Consider the following 21,446-nt stretch of genomic DNA (forward strand, 5'->3'; position numbering starts at 1 on the left):
CGCGCTCGGCTGGTCGATCCGTCGCGACCTGCTCGACGCGGGCGACGAGGTCGTCACGGCAGCGGAGGATCGGGCGGTCGTCCGCCGCGCGAGGCGCACCCCGAGCGACGAGTCCGTGGAGGACGAGCTGACCGACGCCCGCTGACACACTTTTCATCTTCACGGAGTTTTGGCGCAGCCAAAACTCCGTAAAGATGAAAAGTGGTCAGCTGACACTGCACCTAGCTGACGCTGATCAGGTCGGCGTACTCCGGGGTCCAGAGGTCCTCGGTGCCGTCCGGCATGATCAGGACGCGCTCGGGGTTCAGCGCTTCGACCGCGCCCTCGTCGTGGCTGACGAGCACCACGGCGCCGCTGTAGTTCGCGAGCGCGCCGAGGATCTCCTCCCGGCTGGCGGGGTCGAGGTTGTTCGTAGGCTCGTCGAGCAGCAGCACGTTCGCCGCGGAGACCACGAGCATCGCGAGCGCGAGGCGGGTCTTCTCACCGCCGGAGAGCACGCCGGCGGGCTTGTCGCCGTCGTCGCCGGTGAACAGGAACGAGCCCAGCACCCGCCGGGCCTCCGTGGACGTGAGGTTCGGGGCAGCCGACACCATGTTCTCGAGCACCGTCCGCCGGACGTCGATCGTCTCGTGCTCCTGCGCGTAGTACCCGATGCGCAGCCCGTACCCGGGCTCGAGCTGCCCGGTGTCCGGCTGGTCGACACCCGCCAGGATCCGGAGGAGCGTCGTCTTCCCCGCGCCGTTCAGACCGAGGATCACGACCTTCGAACCGCGGTCGATCGCCAGGTCGACCGCGGAGAAGATCTCGAGCGACCCGTAGGACTTCGAGAGATCGGAGGCCATCAGCGGCGTCTTGCCGGAGGGGGCCGGGTCCGGGAAGCGCAGCTTCGCGACGCGATCGACCTGGCGGACCTCCTCCAACCCCGACAGCAGCCGCTCGGCCCGACGCACCATGTTCTGCGCGGCGACCGCCTTCGTCGCCTTCGCACCCATCTTCGCGGCCTGCAGCTGCAGCGCGCCGGCTTTCTTCTCGGCGTTCTGGCGCTCGCGCTTGCGCCGCTGCTCGTCGCCCTCACGCTGCTTCAGGTACTGGCGCCAGCCCATGTTGTAGACGTCGAGCACCTGGCGGTTCGCGTCGAGGTAGAACACCCGGTTCACGACGTCGCCGACGAGCACGACGTCGTGGCTGATCACGATCACGCCGCCGCGGTACTGCTTCAGGAAGTCGCGCAGCCAGATCACCGAATCGGCGTCGAGGTGGTTCGTCGGCTCGTCGAGGATCAGCGTGCGGGCATCGGAGAACAGGATGCGCGCCAGCTCGATGCGTCGGCGCTGCCCTCCGGACAGCGTGTTGAGCGGCTGATCGAGGATGCGGTCGGGCAGCGACAGGTTCGACGAGATCGACGCCGCTTCCGCCTCGGCCGAGTAGCCGCCGCGGGCGAGGAACTCCTCCTCCAGCGCCGCGTACCGGTTGATCGCCTTCTCCGACACGGCGGGATCGGCGGACCCCATCCGCTCGGTGGCCTCGGACATCTGGAGGGCGACGGTGCCGAGGCCGCGGGCGTCGAGAATGCGGGTGCGCGCGAGCTGCTCCGGATCGCCCGCACGCGGATCCTGAGGAAGGTAGCCGATGTCGCCCCACCGCTCGACCCGGCCGTCCGCCGGCTGGAGGTCGCCGGCGAGCACCTTCGTCAGCGTCGTCTTCCCGGCGCCGTTGCGGCCCACCAGGCCGACCTTGTCGCCGTCGGAGACGCGGAACTCGACGTCCGCCATCAGGCGGCGAGCGCCGACGGTGATCTCGAGGCCGTGCACCGCGAGCATGACGGGCTCCTCTGACGTAGGTCGACTTGGCTGAGATCGACGGCGAAGTGGCCCGTCGCGTGTGCAGAAGGCACAGAACCGTGATTCGGGCAGCGCCCTAGTCTAGATCCGCGCCGGCACGTCGCCGACGCGAGAAGGAGTCGCCCGGTGTCGCTGTCCCTCGCCCCGTCCCGTCCCGTCCTCGCGGACCGGGTGCTGCCCGCCGTCCTCAGGCTCTCGAAGGGGGGTTCGCTGGCGACCGATGCGGCGCTCGTCCTCGGCGGAGCAGCGCTCACCGCCGGTCTCGCGCAGCTGTACATCCCGATGTGGCCGGTCCCCATGACCGGGCAGACGTTCGCGGTACTGCTGGTCGGCACCGTCCTCGGCTCGCTGCGCGGCTCGCTTTCGATGGCGCTCTACCTCGTCGCCGGCGTCGCGGGAGCGCCTGTCTTCGCCGAGCACAAGTCGGGCAGCCTGTTCGCCCTCACCTCGGGCGGCTTCATCATCGGGTTCATCGCGGCTGCGGCGCTCGTCGGCTGGCTCGCGCAGCGCCGCTGGGACCGGCGGATCGTCGGCACGATCGTGTCCTTCGTGGCCGGCACGGCCGTGATGTACGCCTTCGGGCTGCCGTGGCTCGCCGCGACGCTCGGGAACCTCGGGCCGTCGGTCTGGCACGACCTCCTGCACTACGACTCGCTCGGCGCGGCGGTCTGGGGCGCCGGAGTCGCGCCGTTCCTGATCGGCGACGCCGTCAAGGCCGTCGCGGCAGGACTCCTGCTCCCGGGAGCCTGGCTCCTGGTCCGCCGCGCGGAGGCGTCGAAGCGGGCCTGACCGGTTGACTTTGCTCACGCAGAAAGCCGCCCGACGTGAAGTCGGGCGGCTTTCTGCGTGAGCAGAGTGGAGGAGCTACATCTGGAAGCCGATGGCCCGCATCATGTCCTTGCCGTCGTCGGTCATCCGGTCGGGACCCCACGGCGGCATCCACACCCAGTTGATCCGGAACCGCTCGACATGGCCGTCGAGGGCCTGCGCGGTCTCGTCCTCGATCACGTCGGTCAGCGGGCAGCCGGCGGAGGTGAGGGTCATGTTGATGACGAGCGCGTCGCTCTCGTCGTCCCAGTTCAGGTCGTAGATCAGCCCGAGGTCGACGACGTTCACGCCCAGCTCGGGGTCGACGACGTCCTTCAACGCCTCCGACAGCTCGTCGAAGCGCTCCGGTGCCAGCGGGGTGGTCATCAGACCGTCGCCTCCGTGGTCAGGAACCGGTCGTAGCCCTCGTTCTCGAGACGATCGGCCAGCTCGGGGCCGCCCTCCTCGGCGACGCGGCCGGCGACGAACACGTGCACGAAGTCCGGCTTGATGTACCGCAGGATCCGCGTGTAATGCGTGATGAGCAGGACGCCGAGGCCGGTGTTGCTCTTGGCGCGGTTCACCCCCTCCGACACGATCTTCAGCGCGTCCACATCGAGGCCCGAGTCGGTCTCGTCGAGCACGGCGAACTTCGGCTTCAGCAGCTCGAGCTGCAGGATCTCGTGCCGCTTCTTCTCGCCTCCGGAGAAGCCCTCGTTGACGTTGCGCTCCGCGAAGGTGCTGTCCATCCGCAGCGCTTCCATCGAGCCGCGGACGTCCTTCACCCAGCCGCGGATCGATGGCGCCGAGCCGTCGATCGCGGTCTTCGCGGTGCGGAGGAAGTTCGAGACCGTCACGCCCGGGATCTCGACCGGGTACTGCATCGCGAGGAAGAGGCCGGCGCGGGCGCGCTGGTCGACCGTCATCGCGAGCACGTCCTCACCGTCGAGCGTGATCGAGCCGGAGTCGACCTTGTACCGGGGGTGGCCGGCGATCGTGTACGCCAGGGTCGACTTGCCCGAACCGTTCGGGCCCATGATCGCATGCGTCTCGCCCTCGTCGAGACGCAGGTCGACGCCGCGCAGGATCGGCTTGTTGCCCTGATCGGTGTCGATCGAGACGTGGAGATCGCTGATCGCGAGGGTGGACATCGGGTTCCTTACTGGGTCAGGCGGGAAGCTCGGACGCGGGCACGGGTGTCGGGTCGACGAGCACGTCGTCCCCCACCAGCGTGACCGTGTAGACGGGGACCGGCTGGTACGCCGGCAGGGTGAGGGGGCGCCCGCTCGTGAGCGAGAACTTCGAGCCGTGCGCCCAGCACTCGAGCGTGCCATCCTCGACGAAGCCCTCCGCGAGGGAGATGTCGCCGTGGGTGCAGGTGTCGCCGATCGCGAAGACCTCGCCGTTCGCATCCTTCACGACCGCGACGGGGACTCCCCCGACGTTCACGCGGAGGGCGGAGTCCTGCTCGAGGTCGTCGATGCCGCAGACGCGCTCGGCGGTCACGACGCGGCTCCTGCGAGCTCGGCCTCGATCGCCTCCTGGAGGCGCGCCTCCAGGTCGGGCACACCGATCTTCTGCACGATCGAGGAGAGGAAGCCGCGCACGACGAGGCGGCGGGCGACCTCCTCCGTGATCCCGCGGGCTTGCAGGTAGAAGAGCTGCTCGTCGTCGAAGCGGCCGGTCGCGGAGGCGTGGCCCGCGCCCGCGATGTCGCCGGTCTCGATCTCGAGGTTCGGGATCGAGTCGGCCCGCGGGCCGTCGGTGAGCACCAGGTTGCGGTTCTGCTCGTACGAGTCGGTTCCCGATGCGTCCGGACCGATCAGGACGTCGCCGATCCAGACCGTGTGCGCGCCCTCGCCCTGCAGCGCGCCGCGGTACTCGACGCGGCCCTTCGTGTGGTCGGCCTTGTGGAACAGGAAGACCTGGCTCTCCAGGTGCTGCGCCGCGTCCGCGAAGTAGACGCCGAGCAGGTCGCCGTCCGCACCGGAGCCGGACAGGGTGACGGAGGGGTTGACCCGGACGATGGACCCGCCGAGCGACACGACCACGTGCTTCAGGTGGGCGTCCCGCCCGACCTGGGCGAAGTGGTTCGCGACGTGCTTGGCGCCATCCGCCCAGTCCTGCACCGTGACGACGGTGACGTCCGCGCCGTCGCCGACGAGGATCTCGACGTTCTCCGCCAGGTTCGCCGCGCCGGAGTTGTTGAGCACGACGACGCCGCGTGCGAAGCGGGCGACGTCGATGACGGTGTGCGCCCCGCGTGCAGCGTCACCGAGCGCGCTGCGCGTGATGGTCGTGGCCGAGGGCTCGTCGCCGGTCAACGTGACGAGCAGCGCCTCCTCGAACGAGGACCACGCGTTCGCTGCGGCCTTGTCCTCGGGGATGCCGGCGGTCCCGATGCGGTCGTCGTCGCGGCCGACCCAGCGGACCTCGGCCTCGCCGGAGACCGCGCCGTCGAACTCGTAGCGGCCACCGTCGAGCTCGCCGTCGATCAGGTCCTTCAGCTCCGCGATCGGCGTGAGCTTCCAGGCCGCCTCGCGTCCGGTCACGGCGGGGAACGCGCCGACGTCGGTCGACGCGAACCGCTCGTTGCGCGACTGCACCGGCACGTCGCCGTGGCCGCTGGTGGCGTCGGCGATGATCGACGGCCGTGTCCCGGTCCCGGTGACGACCTCGAGCGTGTTGCCCTCGGGCGTCGCCAAGGTCTGCGCCTCGTCCGCCACCTAGCCGACGCTCCCTTCCATGCCCATCTCGATCAGCTTGTTCAGCTCGAGGGCGTACTCCATCGGCAGCTCGCGGGCGATCGGCTCGATGAAGCCGCGCACGATCATCGCCATCGCCTCGTCCTCCGGCATGCCGCGGCTCATCAGGTAGAAGAGCTGCTCCTCGCTCACCTTCGAGACGGTCGCCTCGTGGCCGAGCTGCACGTCGTCGACGCGGATGTCGATCGCGGGGTAGGTGTCGGAGCGGCTGATCGTGTCGACGAGCAGCGCGTCGCAACGCACCGTGTTCGCGGAGTGGTGCGCGTTGGGGTCCATCCGCACCTCGCCGCGGTACCCGGCCCTGCCGCCGCCGCGCGCGATCGACTTCGAGACGATCGACGACTGCGTGTACGGCGCCATGTGGATCATCTTGGCGCCGGCGTCCTGGTGCTGGCCGGGGCCGGCGAACGCGACGGAGAGCGTCTCGCCCTTCGCGTGCTCCCCCACCAGGTAGATGGAGGGGTACTTCATCGTCACCTTCGAGCCGATGTTGCCGTCGATCCACTCCATCGTCGCGCCCTCGTGGGCGATGGCCCGCTTGGTGACGAGGTTGTAGACGTTGTTCGACCAGTTCTGGATGGTCGTGTACCGCACGCGGGCGTTCTTCTTGACGACGATCTCGACGACCGCGGAGTGCAGCGAGTCGCTCTTGTAGATCGGCGCCGTGCAGCCCTCGATGTAGTGCACGTAGGAGCCCTCGTCGGCGATGATCAGCGTCCGCTCGAACTGGCCCATGTTCTCGGTGTTGATCCGGAAGTAGGCCTGCAGCGGGATCTCGACGTGCACACCCGGCGGCACGTAGACGAACGAGCCGCCGGACCAGACCGCGGTGTTCAGCGCGGCGAACTTGTTGTCGCCCGCCGGGATGACCGTGCCGAAGTACTCCTCGAAGAACTCGGGGTGCTCCTTCAGCGCCGTGTCGGTGTCCATGAAGATGACGCCCTGGGCCTCGAGCTCCTCGGCGATCTGGTGGTACACGACCTCGGACTCGTACTGCGCGGCGACCCCGCCGACGAGGCGCTGACGCTCCGCCTCGGGGATGCCGAGGCGCTCGTACGTGTTCCGGATGTCCTCGGGGAGGTCCTCCCAGGTCTGCGCCTGCTTCTCGGTGGACTTCACGAAGTACTTGATGTTGTCGAAGTCGATGCCCGACAGGTCGGCACCGAAGGTCGGCATCGGCTTGCGGCCGAACATCGACAGGCCCTTGAGCCGGTTCTTCAGCATCCAGCCGGGCTCGCTCTTCCGGGCGGAGATGTCGGTCACGACCGCGGACGAGATGCCGCGTCTCGCGGAGGCGCCAGCGACATCGGAATCGGACCAGCCGAACTCGTAGACACCCAGGCCCTCGAGCTCGGGGCGGTCGATCAGCACGTCGGTCATGACAGGTGCTCCTCTCGTTACCGGTACCCAACAGGACGGCAGGACGCCGCATTCCGTCGGTTCGCAGCTGCTCGCGCGGGGGCCTGCGCGATCCGGGCGCCGGTCACGCCACCAGGACCGAGGACGATGCCCCGTCGACCCGCCGGAACCTCACAGGTGAGGCCTCCAGCAGAACCTCGATCCTACCGGAGCGCACTCCGCAGCGCGTGTGTGCGCCGATCAGCGCAGCACGGCTTCCGCGGTCGCGGGATCGGCGGGCACGTCCCGGACCGGCGCGACTCGACCGAACAGCGCGGGATGCGTGTCGAGCAGCACCCGAAGCACACCGACCCACACCAGCGCGGCGCCGAGCAGGTGCAGCACGACGAGCCCGCCGGGCAACCCGGTGAGCGCCTGCACGATCCCGATCAGCCCCTGCGACGCGAGGACGGCGAGCAGCACGGCGACCCGACGCCGGGCCAGCGCGGTGGAGGCGCCTCCCGCGCGCAGCTGGACCAGCAGGACGACGGCGAGCACCACCACCACGACCGCGATCGTGCCGTGCATCGCGGTCAGGACGGTCCAGGGCACCACGGTGATGCGCGGCACGGCGACCGAGTCGCCGGAGTGCGGGCCCGCACCGGTCACGACGGTGCCGAGCACGACGAGCACCGCGGCCGCCGCAGCCAGCGCCCACGCCGTCGCGCCGACCGCACCGTGCACCGTGGTCGCCGCGGCGGACTGCCGGGTCCGGTGCCAGGCGAGGGTCGTCGTGGTGAGCAGGGCGAACGCGAGCACGAAGTGCAGGGCGACGACGTAGGGGTCGAGCCCGACGAGCACGGTGATGCCGCCGGCGACGGCGTTCACGATCACGAGCCAGAACTGCGACCAGGTCAGGCGCGCCAGCGTCCGCTGCCACGGGCGCTGCAGCGCGGCGGCGACGATCGCCCAGCCGACGGCGAGCACCAGCACGGAGGTGAGGACCCGGTTCCCGAACTCGATCAGCCCGTGGATGCCGAGCGCGGGCGTGGTCGGCAGCGATCCGGCCTCGCACTGCGGCCACGTCGGGCAGCCGAGACCGGAGCCGGTCACCCGCACGACGCCGCCGGTGACGACGATCAGGATGCTGACGACGAGCGCGGCCGTCGTGCCCCAGCGCAGGGCCCGGGGGCCGAGCGAGACGCGGCCGGCGAGCCACGCGAGCGGTGTCCGCGGCCGCCGATCGATCGAGTCGCTCACCGTCCCGATCGTACCGGCGCCGCCCGCCGGGGCGGGTCGCACTCGAAGCGATCAGCGCAGCAGGACGTCCAGCGCGATGCCGAGGAAGACCAGGGACAGCGAGCCGATGGAGGCGTGGAAGACGCGCATCGGCGACGTCTGCACGCCCGCGAGCGCCCGCGAGTAGAGCCGGTGCGTCTCCCAGACGAACCAGCCGCCGGCGCCGAGGGCGACGACCGTGTAGATCGGGCCCATGCCCGCGACCGGGATCAGCAGCAGGGTGCAGGCCAGCGTCGCCCATGAGTAGAGGACGGTCTGCAGGCCGACCTGCGTCTGGGACCGGACCGCGCCGAGCATCGGCACGCCGACCGAGGAGTAGTCGTCGCGGTACTTCACCGACAGCGGCCAGTAGTGCGGGGGTGTCCACAGGAAGATGACCGCGAACAGCACCCAGGCGGCAGGAGCGAGGGTGTCCGTGACGGCCGCCCAGCCGATCAGGACGGGGAAGCAGCCGGCGAGGCCGCCCCAGATGATGTTCTGGCTCGTCCGGCGCTTGAGCCACAGCGTGTAGATGAAGACGTAGAAGCCGATCGCGATCAGCGACAGCGAAGCGGCGAGCCAGGTGGTCAGCAGCCCGAGCACGAGGGTCGAGACGACGGTGAGCAGCCATGCGAAGGCGAGGGCCTGCCGCGTCGTCAGATCGCCCGTCACGAGCGGACGGTGCCGGGTGCGGTGCATCACGCGGTCGATGTCGCGGTCGATCACCATGTTGAACGTGTTGGCCGCACCCGCCGAGAGCGTGCCCCCGACCAGGGTCGCCGCCACGACCACCAGGTCCGGCACGCCGTGCGCCGCCAGGATCATCACCGGGATGGTCGTCACGAGCAGCAGCTCGACGACCCGCAGCTTCATCAGGGCGACGTAGCCCCTGACCTGGCGCCCCGCGGGGACGCGGCCTGGCCGGGCGGCCCGTGCCTGCCCGTCTGACACCCTCACCGTCGTGCTCACTGCTGGGGATTCTAGGTGAATCGCGCCCCGCTCGAAGCGGCTGTTCACCGAACAGCGGGACCATCGCCTCGGCGGTCGTACGGCTGTCCATAGACTTGCGGACGGCTGCCGTACAGCCGCCGCTTCTGAACTCCACCGACGGAAGGATCGTCGTGACCGACGTCAAGACCCGTGCAGGAACCGAGCTCGAATGGACGGAGCTCGACCGGAGAGCGGTCGACACGACGAAGGCGCTCGCCGCCGACGCCGTGCAGAAGGCGGGGAACGGCCACCCGGGCACCGCCATCAGCCTCGCGCCCCTGGCCTACCTCCTGTTCCAGAAGGTGATGCGCCGTGACCCGTCCGACAGCACGTGGCTCGGCCGCGACCGCTTCATCCTGTCCAACGGCCACTCGTCGCTGACGCAGTACATCCAGTTCTACCTGGGCGGCTACGGGCTCGAGCTCGACGACCTGCAGCAGCTCCGCCAGTACGGCTCGAAGACCCCCGGCCACCCGGAGTACGGCCACACCGACGGCATCGAGATCACGACCGGCCCGCTCGGCTCCGGCTTCGCCGCCTCCGTCGGGTTCGCGTACGCAGCGCGGTTCGAGCGGGGGCTGTTCGACCCCGACGCCGCGCAGGGCGCGAGCCCGTTCGACCACTTCATCTACGTGGTCGCGGGCGACGGCGACATCGAGGAGGGCGTCACGAACGAGGCCGCGTCGCTCGCCGGCACGCAGCAGCTCGGCAACCTGATCGCCTACTACGACGACAACCAGATCTCGATCGAGGACGACACCAACATCGCGCTGTCCGAGGACGTCGCGAAGCGCTACGAGGCGCTCGGCTGGCACGTGCAGACGGTCGACTGGAAGGCCGGCGACGACTACCACGAGGACGTCGACGCGCTCTACGCCGCGACCCTCGAGGCGCAGCGCGTCACCGACAAGCCGTCGATCATCGTGCTGAAGACGATCATCGGCTGGCCCTCCCCCACGCTCCGCAACACCGGCAAGATCCACGGCTCGGCGATGGGCGACACCGAGATCAAGGGTCTGAAGACGGCCCTCGGGCTCGACCCGGAGAAGACCTTCGACGTCGCTCCCGAGGTGCTGGAGCACACCCGCGAGGCGGTCGACCGCGGCGCGGCCGCGCACGCCGAGTGGTCCGAGCAGCTGGACGCCTGGGCGACGGCGAACCCCGACCGCAAGGTTCTGCTCGACCGCGTGCTGTCGGGCGAGCTGCCCGACGACGCGTTCGTGGACGTGCCCGTGTTCCCGGCCGGCACGGCCGTCTCGACGCGCGTCGCCTCCGGCAAGGTCATCAACGGCATCGCGAAGCACGTCCCGGAGTTCTGGGGCGGGTCGGCCGACCTCGCGGAGTCGAACAACACCGCCATCGAGGGCTCGGACAGCTTCCTGCCGCCGGAGCGCAGCTCGGCGATGTGGAAGGCGAACCCCTACGGCCGCGTGCTGCACTTCGGCATCCGCGAGCACGCGATGGGGAACATCCTGAACGGCATCGTGCTGCACGGGAACACCCGGGTGTTCGGAGCGACCTTCCTGATCTTCAGCGACTACATGCGCCCGCCGGTCCGGCTGGCCGCACTCATGAAGGCGCCGACGATCTACGTCTGGACGCACGACTCCGTCGCCCTCGGCGGCGACGGCCCGACGCACCAGCCGGTCGAGACCCTCTGGGCGCTGCGCCTCATCCCGCAGCTCGACATCGTCCGCCCGGGCGACGCGAACGAGACCGCCGCGGCCTGGAAGCAGGTCCTGTCCCGCCGCCAGGGCCCGGCCGGCCTGGCGCTGAGCCGTCAGAACCTGCCGGTCTTCGAGCGCGGCGACGGCGAAGCGTCGGGGGACGTCTACGCCTCCACCGACGGCGTCGCGAAGGGCGCCTACGTCTTCGCCGCGGCGAAGAACGGCACGCCCGACGTGATCCTCATCGCGACGGGTTCCGAGCTGCAGGTCGCCGTCGAGGCGCGCCTGAAGCTCGCGGAGGAGGGCATCGACGCGCAGGTGGTGTCGGCTCCCTCCCTCGAATGGTTCGACGAGCAGAGCGCGGAGTACAAGGAGTCGGTGCTGCCGGCCGCTGTGAAGGCGCGGGTGTCCGTCGAGGCGGGCGCGACGCTCGGCTGGGCGAAGTACATCGGCGACCAGGGCAGGGCGGTCGGGATCGACCACTTCGGCGCGAGCGCCGACGGCGACTTCCTGCTGCAGGAGTTCGGCATCACCACGGAGCACGTCGTGGCCGCCGCGAAGGAATCCCTGGGCCGCTGACGCGGTTCCAGTCCAGGAATTCAAGGAGCTGACATGAGCATCACGCAGAACACCGCCGAGTCGGGCACGACCGACTCGAACACCGCCGCGCTCTCCCGCGCAGGCGTGAGCATCTGGCTCGACGACCTCTCGCGCGAGCGGATCACCTCGAAGGGCCTTCAGGAGCTGATCGAGGAGAAGAACGTCGTCGGCGTGACGACGAACCCCACGATCTTCGCTGCGGCGCTGTCGAAGGGCGAGTCCTACGACGAGCAGGTCAGGGAGCTGAAGGCCAAGGGCGCGGACGTCGCGCAGGCGATCTTCGAGATCACGACCAAGGACGTCGGCGACGCCGCGGACATCTTCAAGGGCGTCTACGCCGACTCGAACGGCTATGACGGCCGTGTCTCGATCGAGGTCTCCCCCGAGCTGGCGCACGACACCGAGGCGACGTCCTCCGAGGCGAAGCGGCTCTGGAGCACCATCGAGAAGCCGAACGTCATGATCAAGATCCCGGCGACGCTCGAGGGCCTCCCCGCGATCACCGCGGCGATCGCGGCCGGCATCAGCGTCAACGTCACGCTGATCTTCTCGCTCGAGCGCTACCAGGCGGTCATCGACGCGTACCTCGAGGGCCTCGTGCAGGCCGATGCCGCCGGCATCGACCTGTCGACGATCCACTCCGTCGCGTCGTTCTTCGTCTCCCGCGTGGACACCGAGATCGATAAGCGCCTGAACGCGGTCGGTACGGACGAGGCGAAAGCCCTCAAGGGCAAGGCCGCCGTCGCGAACGCGCGGCTCGCCTACGAGCTCTTCGTCGAGGCGTTCGGCACCGAGCAGGCGATCGAGCTGCAGGAGAAGGGTGCGAACCGTCAGCGGCCGCTGTGGGCGTCGACCGGCGTGAAGGACCCGGACCTGCCGGACACCTTCTACGTCGTCGACCTCGTCACCCACGGCGTCGTGAACACGATGCCCGAGAAGACGCTCGACGCGGTCGCCGATCACGGCGAGGTCACGGGCGACACGATCGTCGGCAAGTACGACGAGGCCCGCGACGACCTCGCGAAGCTGAAGGCCGCCGGCATCGACCTCGACGAGGTCACCGAGCTGCTGGAGACCGAGGGCGTCGAGAAGTTCATCGTGTCCTGGCACGAGCTGACCGACACGGTCGCGAAGGCGCTCGAAGCCGCCTGAGCGCATCACCGGAGCGCGGTCGGCGTCGAGCGCCGGCCGCGTTCCCATGCGCGTTGCGAAGGAGACCTGATGAACGCGCCTCTGCTCGGCCCCGGCACCAACCCCCTCCGGGTCCCGGTCGACCGGCGTCTGAACCGCATCGCCGGTCCGTCCGCGCTGGTCATCTTCGGGATCACCGGCGACCTCGCCCGCAAGAAGCTGATGCCGGCGGTGTACGACCTCGCGAACCGCGGACTGCTGCCTCCGGGCTTCGCGCTCGTCGGGTTCGCGCGGCGCGACTGGAGCGACGAGCAGTTCGTCGAGTTGGTCCGCGATGCCGTCAAGGCGTTCGCGCGCACGCCGTTCCGCGAGGACGTCTGGCAGCAGCTCGCTCGCGGGATCCGGTTCGTGCAGGGCACGTTCGACGACCCGGCCGGGTACGACCGCCTCCGCGAGACGCTCGACCGGCTCGAGACCGAGCGGGGCACCCTGGGCAACGCCGCCTTCTACCTGTCAATCCCGCCGAAGGACTTCCCGCAGGTCACCGAGCACCTCTCGGCCGCCGGGCTGTCCTCGACGAGCGTGGCGAAGCAGCGCGAGGGGCGCTGGCGTCGCGTCGTCATCGAGAAGCCGTTCGGCTCCGACCTGACGACGGCCCGCGAGCTGAACGCCGTCGTCGAGCGCGTGTTCCCCGCCGACGCGGTGTTCCGCATCGATCACTACCTCGGCAAGGAGACGGTCCAGAACCTCCTCGCCCTCCGGTTCGCGAACATGCTGTTCGAACCGATCTGGAACGCCAACTCCGTCGACCACGTGCAGATCACGATGGCGGAGGACATCGGTGTCGGCGGCCGTGCCGGCTACTACGACGGCATCGGTGCCGCGCGTGACGTCATCCAGAACCACCTCCTGCAGCTGCTCGCCCTCACCGCGATGGAGGAGCCGGTCTCGTTCGAGGCGGCGCATCTGCGCGCCGAGAAGGAGAAGGTGCTGTCGGCCGTCCGCCTGTCGCGCGATCTCGGGTCGGCGACGGCCCGCGGTCAGTACGCCTCCGGCTGGCAGGGCGGCGAGCGCGTCATCGGCTTCCTCGAGGAGGACGGGATGGATCCGCACTCGACGACCGAGACCTACGCCGCGATCCGGCTGGACATCGGCACCCGGCGCTGGGCCGGCGCGCCGTTCTACCTCCGCGCCGGGAAACGCCTGGGCCGGAGAGTGACCGAGATCGCCGTCGTGTTCAAACGTGCGCCGCACGGGCTGTTCGCCGAGAGCCAGACCTCGTTGCTCGGGCAGAACGCGTTGGTGATCCGGGTGCAGCCCGACGAGGGCATCACGATCCGCTTCGGCTCGAAGGTCCCGGGCGCCGGCATGCAGGTGCGCGACGTGACCATGGACTTCGGTTACGGCCACGCCTTCACCGAGGCGAGCCCGGAGGCGTACGAACGGTTGATCCTCGACGTGCTGCTCGGCGACCCACCGCTGTTCCCCCGGCACGAGGAGGTCGAGCTGTCCTGGAAGATCCTCGACCCGGTCGAGGAGTTCTGGGCGTCGGGTGGCCGACCCGAGCAGTACCGGCCCGGGACCTGGGGGCCGGCTTCCGCAGACGCGCTGATGGCGCGCGACGGACGAACCTGGAGACGCCCGTGATCGTCGACCTGCCCGGGACCACCATCGCGAAGGTCAGCCGCGAGCTGGTGACGATCCGCTCCGAGGGCGGCGCCGTCGCACTCGGCCGCGTCCTCACGCTGGTCATCAGCACCACGAGCGATGCGGCTGAGGAGGCCATCCGGGCCGCGAACGACGCGTCGCGCGAGCACCCCATGCGGGTGCTCGTGGTCGTGCACGAGTCGGGCGACCTGACCGCGCCCGCGCGGCTCGACGCGCAGATCCGGGTCGGTGGCGACGCGGGTGCGAGCGAGGTCGTCGTCCTGCGGGTCGCAGGGCCCGCCGGTTCGGACGAGGAGGGCCTGATCACCGGCCTGCTCCTGCCCGACGCCCCCGTCGTCGCCTGGTGGCCTGGGCCCGAGATGCCCGAGGTCGTCGCCGACTCGCCGCTCGGCAGGATCGCCCAGCGGCGCATCACCGACGCGTCGGCGCAGCCCGATCCGACCGCGGCGATCGACCACCTCGCTGCCAGCTACCGCCCGGGCGACACGGACTTCGCCTGGACGCGCCTGACGCTCTGGCGGGCCGTGCTCGCCGCCGCTCTCGATCAGCCGCCATACGACCCGATCGATGCGGTCGAGGTGTCCGGGGCGGCGGACTCCCCCTCCACCGAGCTGCTCGCGGCATGGCTGCGGCTCGCGCTCGACATCCCGGTCGCCGTCGTGCTGTCGGATCGGTCGACCGGTTCCAGCGGCATCCACGGGGTGCGGCTGTTCCGCTCCTCCGGGGTCATCGACCTGGAGCGGAACGTACCCGACGTGGCGACCCTCTCGCAGCCCGGTCAGCCGACGCAGGACGTCTCGCTGCCCAGGCGCGGTCTGCGAGACTGCCTCGCGGAGGAGCTGCGGCGCCTCGACCCGGACGACCTCTACGGTCAGGTGCTCACGGAGGGGCTCGCCGGGTTGGACCGTGGCCTCGCCGTCACCGCGTCAGTGACTGGAGGACCGTGACCAACGAACGCCGTGTGCTCGTGCATCCCGACGTGGAGGGGCTGATCGCCGCTGTCGCGGCGCGGTTCCTGACGAAGCTCACCGACCTGATGGACGAGTACCACGACGTCAACATCGTGCTCACCGGCGGGACCGCCGGCGGTCAGGGCGTCCAGCGGGCGATCGCGGACTCCCCGATGCGCGGCGCGATCGACTGGAGCCGCGTCCATTTCTGGTGGGGCGACGAGCGATTCCTGCCCAAGGGGGATCCCGAGCGGAACGAGACGCAGGCCCGCGAGGCGCTCCTCGACCACATCCCGGTCCCTCCCGAGCACATCCACCCCTTCCCCGCTTCCGACGAGGAACCGGACATCGACGCCGCCGCTGCCCGCTACGCGAACGAGCTGCGGGCGCACGCCGATCCGTCGCTGCTGCTCGGCGTGCCGCGGTTCGACATCACGTTCCTCGGGGTCGGTGCCGATGGCCACATCGCCTCGCTCTTCCCCGAGCACGGCGTGCGGATCACCGACGACCGCCTGGTGATCGTGGACCGGAACTCGCCGAAGCCGCCGCCGCTGCGCCTCAGCCTCACCCTGCCGGTGATCAACAGCTCCCAGCGCATCTGGATGGTGCTGTCCGGCGCGGAGAAGGCATCCGCGCTCGGCCTCGCTCTCGCCGGGGCGTCACCGATCGAGGTACCGGCCGCCGGCGCGCAGGGTCGCCGCCGCACGGTCTTCTTCGTCGACCAGGAAGCTGCGGAGGACGTGCCGCAGAACCTCATCGCCTCCAGCTACTGACCGGTTCAGGTTCACGGATCAGGGGATTCGGGCGGCGCGAAGCGCCCCCGAATCCCCTGATCCGTGAACCACGGGCGGGAATGGGCCCGAGCAGGTCAGCTGTCGGCGGAGATCTTGCCGCGGCGGATGCGCAGCTGCTTCAGCGCGTCCTCGAGCAGGGACGCCGCTTCCTCGTCGGTGCGGCGCTCCTTCACGTACGCGAGGTGCGTCTTGTAGGGCTCGTTCTTCGCGACCGACGGGGGGTTCGCCTTGTCCCGGCCGGCGGGGAGTCCGCTCGACGGGGAGTCGATGGTCGCCGGGATCTCGTCGTCCGGCAGGTTCGCCGCGAAGTACCGCACCGTCTCGTTGCCGAGCGCATCCCAGTAGGAAACGGCGACCCGCTCGGCGTGGTACCCGTGGTCCTGCTCGCCCATCGGACCCGCTCCGACCCGAGAGCCGCGGATCGCACTTCCACCAGAAGCCATGTGTTCGTCCTCTTCCTGTCGTCGACCGCTGCGCTCAGGGGCCGTCGAAGCGGGTGATGAGGCCGAGCACCACGATGCAGGCGAACCAGACGACACCGAGGACCACGGTGATCCGGTTCAGGTTGCGCTCCGCGACACCCGACGCACCGAGGCTCGACGTGACGCCGCCGCCGAACATGTCGGACAGCCCGCCTCCCCGACCCTTGTGCAGCAGGATCAGCAGCGTGAGCAGGATGCTCGTGACCGCGAGGACCACGAGCAGGACGGCCTGCAGGATCTGCATCCGGTTCTCCTCCTAGCGTCGCAGCCGATTCTCAGCCGCAAGCAGTATGCCAGACCGCCCGGTCAGTCGAGGACTGGAGGTTCCGACGAGGCGCTGTGTCGCGCCGACCGTCGAGCCTACGCGCCGACGTGATCCGGGAAGCGCGCGATGCCGGCGAACTCGGTCGGATCGAGGCTCGCGCCGCCGACGAGGGCGCCGTCCACGTCGGGCTTGCGCATGAAGCCGGCGATGTTGCCGCTCTTCACCGATCCGCCGTAGAGGATGCGGGTCTCGGCCGCGTCGTCGTCGCTCAGCACCGCCGCGACGGCGGCACGGATGGCGACGCCGACCTGCTGCGCCGTCTCGGGCGTCGCGACCTTCCCGGTCCCGATCGCCCAGACGGGCTCGTAGGCGACGACGACCGGCGTTCCGGCGGGCACCCCTGCGAGCGCGGCCTTCGTCTGCGCGACGGGGACGGCGCTCGTGCCGTGCAGCTCGAGCTCCTCCTCCGTCTCACCGACGCAGATCACGGGGACGAGCCCGTGACGGACTGCGGCGAGCACCTTCGCGTTGACGATCTCGTCGGTCTCCCCGTGCCCCTGGCGGCGCTCGGAGTGCCCGACGATCACGTAGGTACAGCCGAGCGCCTTCAGGAACGCGCCGGAGATGTCACCCGTGTACGCACCGGCGTCCTTCGGCGACAGGTCCTGCCCACCGAACGCGAGCGTGAACCGATCGGCGTCGATGAGCGTCTGCACGCTGCGCAGATCGGTGAACGGCGGGAACACCGCGACCTCGACGCCCTTCGGGTCGTACGAGGCGTCCTTCAGGGTCCACGCGAGCTTCTGCACCAGCGCGATGCTCTGGAGGTGGTCCAGGTTCATCTTCCAGTTGCCGGCGATCAGTGGTCTGCGTGTCACGCGGTGGCCTCCCAGCCCAGTACTTCGAGGCCCGGCAGGCGCTTGCCCTCGAGGAACTCGAGGCTCGCGCCGCCACCCGTCGAGATGTGCCCGAACCGGTCGTCGCCGAACCCGAGGGTGCGCACCGCGGCGGCGGAGTCCCCGCCGCCCACGACCGACAACCCGTCGACCTCGGTGAGCGCCTCTGCGACCCGCTTCGTGCCGTTCGCGAACGCGGGGAACTCGAACACGCCCATCGGGCCGTTCCAGAACACGGTCCGCGACCCGGCGATCGCGGTGGCGAAAGCACCCGCGGTGTCCGGGCCGATGTCGAGCCCGATGCCGTCGGCGCCGAACGACGACGACTCGATGGCTTCGGCGGGCACCGTCTCGTGAGCGGCGTCAGCCGAGAACGCGGCTGCGACGACAACGTCGGTGGGGACGAGGATCGTCACGCCGAGGTCGGCCGCGCGGAGCAGGTACTCCTGCACCGTGGGGATCTGGTCCTGCTCCAGCAGGCTCTTGCCCACCGCATGCCCCTGCGCGGCGAGGAAGGTGAACAGCATCCCCCCGCCGATGAGCAGGGTGTCGACCCTCGGCAGCAGATGGTCGATGACACCGAGCTTGTCGCTGACCTTCGAGCCGCCGAGCACGACGGCGTACGGCTTCGCGGGGCGCTCGGTCAGCCGCTCGAGGACGGAGAGCTCGCCGGCGATGAGCAGGCCGGCCACGCTGGGCAGCACCTCGGCGAGCTCGTACACGCTCGCCTGCTTGCGGTGCACGACGCCGAAGCCGTCGGAGACGAAGGCGCTCCCGTGCTTCGCGAGGGCCTCCGCGTAGGCACGCCGCTCCCTCGCGTCCTTGCTCGTCTCGCGCGGGTCGAACCGCAGGTTCTCGAGCACGGTCACGGCACCCGTCCCGGGTTCCGCGTCACCCGCGGTGCCGGGGACGAACGTCACCTCACGGCCCAGCAGCTCACCGAGTCGCTCGGCGACCGGTTCGAGGCTGTACTTCGGGTTCGGTTCGCCATCGGGCCGGCCCAGGTGCGAGACGACCGTGACGGAGGCGCCGGCGTCGAGGAGTCGGGTGAGCGTGGGGACGCTCGCGCGCACGCGGCCGTCGTCCGTGATCCTGCCGTCCCTCAGGGGGACGTTCAGATCGCAGCGGACGACGACACGAGTGCCGGCGAGGTCCCCGAGCGTGTCGAGGGTGCGCAGGGACATCGGGTTACAGGCGGGCGGCCACGTAGTCGGTGAGATCGACGAGGCGGCTCGAGTAGCCCCACTCGTTGTCGTACCAGCTCGAGAGCTTGACCTGCGTACCGATGACCCTGGTGAGCTCCGCATCGAACAGCGACGAGTGCGGGTCGCCGACGATGTCCGCGGACACGATCGGGTCGGTGACGTACTTCAGGATGCCCTTCAGGGGGCCGTCGGCGGCCTCCTTGTACGCGGCCTTGACCTCGTCGACGCTCACGGCGCGGGAGGAGGTGACCGTCAGGTCCGTGATGGAACCGACCGGCACCGGCACGCGGAGCGCGAAGCCGTCGAGCTTGCCCTTCAGCTCGGGCAGCACCAGGCCGATGGCCTTCGCCGCACCGGTCGAGGTCGGGATGATCGACAGCGCGGCTGCGCGAGCGCGACGGAGGTCGCTGTGCGGGCCGTCCTGCAGGTTCTGGTCCGCCGTGTACGCGTGGATCGTCGTCATCAGACCGTGCTCGATGCCGAACGCGTCGTTGAACACCTTCGCGAGCGGCGCGAGGCAGTTGGTTGTGCAGGACGCGTTGGACAGGATGTGCATCGAGTCGGGGTCGTAGGTGCCCTCGTTGACACCCATCACGAACGTGCCGTCCTCGCCCGAGGCCGGGGCGGAGATGATGACCTTCTTCGCGCCGGCGGCGATGTGCTTGCGCGCGTCGTCCGCCTTGGTGAAACGGCCCGTGGACTCGATGACGATGTCGACGCCGAGGTCGCCCCAGCCGAGCTGGGCCGGGTCGCGCTGCTCCAGCACGGTCACCGGCTTGCCGTCGACGACGATGCGATCACCGTCGAGCTCGACGGACTCCTTCAGGATCCCCGCGGTGGAGTCGTACTTCAGCAGGTGCGCGAGCGCCGCGTTGTCGGTCAGGTCGTTCACCGCCACGATCTCGATGTCGCTGCCCTTGGCGAGCGCCGCCCTGAAGTAGTTCCGGCCGATCCGGCCGAAGCCGTTGATGCCGACGCGAGTCGTCACTGTTCCTCCGTGGTCATGCGCACCGCGACGGGTGCGCGACATGGTCGTCGGGCCGGCCGCGGGTGAGCGGCCGGCACGGCGATCACGGTACCAGGAGGCCCGAGGTCTGCTTCTGGGCGGTGGTGAAGCGCTGCTCCACGTTCGCCCAGTTCACGATGTTCCAGAAGGCCTTGACGTAGTCGGCCCGCACGTTCGCGTAGTCGAGGTAGTACGCGTGCTCCCACACGTCGAGGAGCAGGAGCGGGACCGTGCCGGCCGGGAAGTCCTGCTGCTGGTCGTGGTACTGCAGGACGATCGGACGCCGACCGATGGAGTCGTAGACGAGCGCGGCCCAGCCGGAGCCCTGCACGCCCATCGCCGCGGCGGTGAACTGCGCGGTGAACTTCTCGAACGAGCCGAAGAACTCGTCGATCGCGGAGGCGATCTCACCGACCGGCTCGTCACCGCCGTCCGGGGAGAGGTTCGTCCAGAAGACCGAGTGGTTGACGTGCCCGGCGAGGTTGAAGGTGAGGTCCTTTGTCAGCTTGTTGATGTTGGCGAAGCCGCCGGACTCACGGGCCTCGGCGAGCTGATCGAGGGCGGTGTTCGCGCCGGTGACATAGGCCTGGTGGTGCTTGCCGTGATGCAGCTCCATGATCCGGGCGCTGATGCTCGGCTGGAGCGCGGCGTAGTCGTAGGGAAGTTCGGGCAGGGTGTACACGGGCATTGCTGCTCCTTCTGAGTGTTCGCCGACGAGCCTACGACCGCCTCCGGAAGCCTTGCTGGGGGCCTCCGACACCTCCTGGTCGATACGCCTACTGGTCGATCTCGGCGGGGACGGCCGACTCGGTGTTCGGCACACCCTCCTCGATCGCCCGCTTGTCGGCGAGCGCGAGCAGGCGGCGGATGCGGCCCGCGACCGCGTCCTTCGTCATGGGCGGGTCCGAGTAGTGCCCGAGCTCGTCGAGGCTCGCGTCGCGGTGGTCGAGGCGCAGCTGGCCCGCGTACCGGAGGTGCTCGGGGATGGTCGGGCCGAGGATCTCGAGCGCGCGCTGCACGCGGGCGCAGGCGGCGACGGCGGCCTGAGCGCTGCGGCGGAGGTTCGCGTCGTCGAAGTTGACGAGGCGGTTCGTGTTCGCCCGCACCTCGCGACGCTGCCGCATCTCCTCCCAGTTCTGCACGCTGCGCCTGGCGCCCATGTGGCCGAGCATCTCGCTGATGGCCTCGCCGTCGCGGATGACGACCCGGTGCACCCCGCGCACCTCGCGGGCCTTCGCCTGCACCTGGAGGCGGCCGGCGGCGCCGACGAGCGCCATCGCGGTCTCGTTGCCGGGGCAGGTGACCTCCAGCGCGGCCGCCCGGCCCGGATCGGTCAGGGAGCCGTGGGCGAGGAAGGCTCCGCGCCAGATGGCTTCGATCTCGTCCGGGGAACCCGTGGTGAGCCGGTTCGGCAGCCCGCGGATCGGTCGGCGCCGGGCGTCGAGCAGACCGGTCTGCCTGGCGAGCGTCTCGCCGCCGTCGACGACCCGCACGAGGTAGTGGTTGTTCCTCCGCACACCGGACGCCGAGAGCACCGTCATCTCGCTGCGCACGCCGTACAGCTCGCTCAGATCGCGGCGGACCCGACGGGCCAGCTGCGGGGTGTCGAGTTCCGATTCGACTGCGATCCGGCCCGAGATGAGGTGGAGCCCGCCGGAGAACCGGAGGATCGTCGCCAACTCCGCTGCCCGGACCGACGTCTTCCCGACGTCGACCTGGGTCAGCTCGTCCTTCACCTCACTGGTCAGTGCCAACGCTCGCGA

The 21,446-nt window shown here is 69.9% G+C and carries 21 protein-coding genes; 6 read left to right on the top strand and 15 right to left on the bottom strand.

The features are described from left to right. Nucleotides 1–221: 221 nt before the first annotated feature. The gene (locus ACFE67_RS02735) at nt 222–1,820 is read right to left on the bottom strand and encodes an ABC-F family ATP-binding cassette domain-containing protein (protein ID WP_375405341.1); all 1,599 of its coding nucleotides are present in this window, start codon (nt 1,818–1,820) and stop codon (nt 222–224) included. 147 nt (nt 1,821–1,967) lie between these two features. On the opposite strand from ACFE67_RS02735, the gene ACFE67_RS02740 reads away from it, so the two are divergent. Next, nucleotides 1,968–2,630 (top strand): biotin transporter BioY, encoded by a 663-nt coding sequence (locus ACFE67_RS02740; protein WP_375405342.1) that lies wholly within the window; start codon nt 1,968–1,970, stop codon nt 2,628–2,630. Between the two features lie 75 nt (nt 2,631–2,705). On the opposite strand, the gene ACFE67_RS02745 is transcribed toward ACFE67_RS02740, so the two are convergent. From ACFE67_RS02745 to ACFE67_RS02775, 7 genes are all read right to left on the bottom strand, one after another. Beyond that, nucleotides 2,706–3,035, bottom strand: coding sequence for a metal-sulfur cluster assembly factor (locus tag ACFE67_RS02745; RefSeq protein WP_375405343.1), 330 nt, complete (start codon nt 3,033–3,035; stop codon nt 2,706–2,708). After that, complete coding sequence (sufC, locus tag ACFE67_RS02750) at nt 3,035–3,799, bottom strand: Fe-S cluster assembly ATPase SufC (protein ID WP_375405344.1); 765 nt, start codon at nt 3,797–3,799, stop codon at nt 3,035–3,037. Before sufC ends, ACFE67_RS02745 begins: the two co-directional genes overlap by 1 nt. Before the next feature lie 16 nt (nt 3,800–3,815). After that, nucleotides 3,816–4,154: a non-heme iron oxygenase ferredoxin subunit gene (locus ACFE67_RS02755; RefSeq protein ID WP_375405345.1), complete on the bottom strand. Its 339-nt coding sequence runs from the start codon at nt 4,152–4,154 to the stop codon at nt 3,816–3,818. Further along, nucleotides 4,151–5,374, bottom strand: coding sequence for a Fe-S cluster assembly protein SufD (sufD, locus tag ACFE67_RS02760; RefSeq protein ID WP_375405346.1), 1,224 nt, complete (start codon nt 5,372–5,374; stop codon nt 4,151–4,153). The genes ACFE67_RS02755 and sufD overlap by 4 nt, the downstream gene beginning before the upstream one ends. After that, a complete protein-coding gene (gene sufB, locus ACFE67_RS02765) occupies nt 5,375–6,793 on the bottom strand; it encodes a Fe-S cluster assembly protein SufB (RefSeq protein WP_375405347.1) in 1,419 nt (472 codons plus the stop codon). A gap of 219 nt (nt 6,794–7,012) precedes the next feature. After that, nucleotides 7,013–8,011: a heme A synthase gene (locus ACFE67_RS02770; RefSeq protein ID WP_375405348.1), complete on the bottom strand. Its 999-nt coding sequence runs from the start codon at nt 8,009–8,011 to the stop codon at nt 7,013–7,015. A 51-nt stretch (nt 8,012–8,062) separates the two neighbouring features. Continuing rightward, nucleotides 8,063–8,980: a heme o synthase gene (locus ACFE67_RS02775; protein ID WP_375405372.1), complete on the bottom strand. Its 918-nt coding sequence runs from the start codon at nt 8,978–8,980 to the stop codon at nt 8,063–8,065. 170 nt (nt 8,981–9,150) lie between these two features. On the opposite strand from ACFE67_RS02775, the gene tkt reads away from it, so the two are divergent. The 5 genes from tkt (at nt 9,151) to pgl (ending at nt 15,808) form a co-directional block, all read left to right on the top strand. Beyond that, nucleotides 9,151–11,265, top strand: coding sequence for a transketolase (gene tkt, locus ACFE67_RS02780; RefSeq protein ID WP_375405349.1), 2,115 nt, complete (start codon nt 9,151–9,153; stop codon nt 11,263–11,265). Nucleotides 11,266–11,298: 33 nt separating this feature from the next. Next, nucleotides 11,299–12,438, top strand: a complete 1,140-nt coding sequence (gene tal / locus ACFE67_RS02785) for a transaldolase (protein WP_375405350.1) — start codon at nt 11,299–11,301, stop codon at nt 12,436–12,438. 69 nt (nt 12,439–12,507) lie between these two features. Further along, entirely contained in the window at nt 12,508–14,064 is a 1,557-nt protein-coding gene (gene zwf, locus ACFE67_RS02790) for a glucose-6-phosphate dehydrogenase (protein WP_375405351.1), read from the top strand. Beyond that, the gene (locus ACFE67_RS02795; protein ID WP_375405352.1) at nt 14,061–15,032 is read left to right on the top strand and encodes a glucose-6-phosphate dehydrogenase assembly protein OpcA; all 972 of its coding nucleotides are present in this window, start codon (nt 14,061–14,063) and stop codon (nt 15,030–15,032) included. The genes zwf and ACFE67_RS02795 overlap by 4 nt, the downstream gene beginning before the upstream one ends. Next, the gene (gene pgl / locus ACFE67_RS02800; RefSeq protein ID WP_375405353.1) at nt 15,029–15,808 is read left to right on the top strand and encodes a 6-phosphogluconolactonase; all 780 of its coding nucleotides are present in this window, start codon (nt 15,029–15,031) and stop codon (nt 15,806–15,808) included. The genes ACFE67_RS02795 and pgl overlap by 4 nt, the downstream gene beginning before the upstream one ends. A 95-nt stretch (nt 15,809–15,903) precedes the next feature. Here the strand turns inward: pgl and ACFE67_RS02805 are convergent, their stop codons facing one another. The 7 genes from ACFE67_RS02805 to whiA form a co-directional block, all read right to left on the bottom strand. Continuing rightward, nucleotides 15,904–16,272 (bottom strand): RNA polymerase-binding protein RbpA, encoded by a 369-nt coding sequence (locus ACFE67_RS02805; protein WP_375405354.1) that lies wholly within the window; start codon nt 16,270–16,272, stop codon nt 15,904–15,906. A 34-nt stretch (nt 16,273–16,306) separates the two neighbouring features. Then, the gene (gene secG, locus ACFE67_RS02810; RefSeq protein ID WP_375405355.1) at nt 16,307–16,555 is read right to left on the bottom strand and encodes a preprotein translocase subunit SecG; all 249 of its coding nucleotides are present in this window, start codon (nt 16,553–16,555) and stop codon (nt 16,307–16,309) included. 116 nt (nt 16,556–16,671) lie between these two features. Further along, nucleotides 16,672–17,454, bottom strand: coding sequence for a triose-phosphate isomerase (gene tpiA / locus ACFE67_RS02815; protein ID WP_375405356.1), 783 nt, complete (start codon nt 17,452–17,454; stop codon nt 16,672–16,674). Continuing rightward, complete coding sequence (locus ACFE67_RS02820) at nt 17,451–18,656, bottom strand: phosphoglycerate kinase (protein WP_375405357.1); 1,206 nt, start codon at nt 18,654–18,656, stop codon at nt 17,451–17,453. The genes tpiA and ACFE67_RS02820 overlap by 4 nt, the downstream gene beginning before the upstream one ends. Before the next feature lie 4 nt (nt 18,657–18,660). Further along, nucleotides 18,661–19,665 carry a type I glyceraldehyde-3-phosphate dehydrogenase gene (gap, locus tag ACFE67_RS02825; RefSeq protein ID WP_375405358.1) on the bottom strand — a complete coding sequence of 335 codons (1,005 nt, stop codon included), beginning with the start codon at nt 19,663–19,665 and terminating at the stop codon, nt 18,661–18,663. Between the two features lie 82 nt (nt 19,666–19,747). Further along, complete coding sequence (locus ACFE67_RS02830) at nt 19,748–20,371, bottom strand: superoxide dismutase (protein ID WP_375405359.1); 624 nt, start codon at nt 20,369–20,371, stop codon at nt 19,748–19,750. An 88-nt stretch (nt 20,372–20,459) separates the two neighbouring features. Beyond that, on the bottom strand, nt 20,460–21,437 hold the full coding sequence (gene whiA, locus ACFE67_RS02835) for a DNA-binding protein WhiA (RefSeq protein ID WP_375405360.1): 978 nt from the start codon (nt 21,435–21,437) through the stop codon (nt 20,460–20,462). Nucleotides 21,438–21,446: the final 9 nt, after the last annotated feature.

This window comes from uncultured Amnibacterium sp., assembly GCF_964244015.1.
Lineage (GTDB): Bacteria > Actinomycetota > Actinomycetes > Actinomycetales > Microbacteriaceae > Amnibacterium.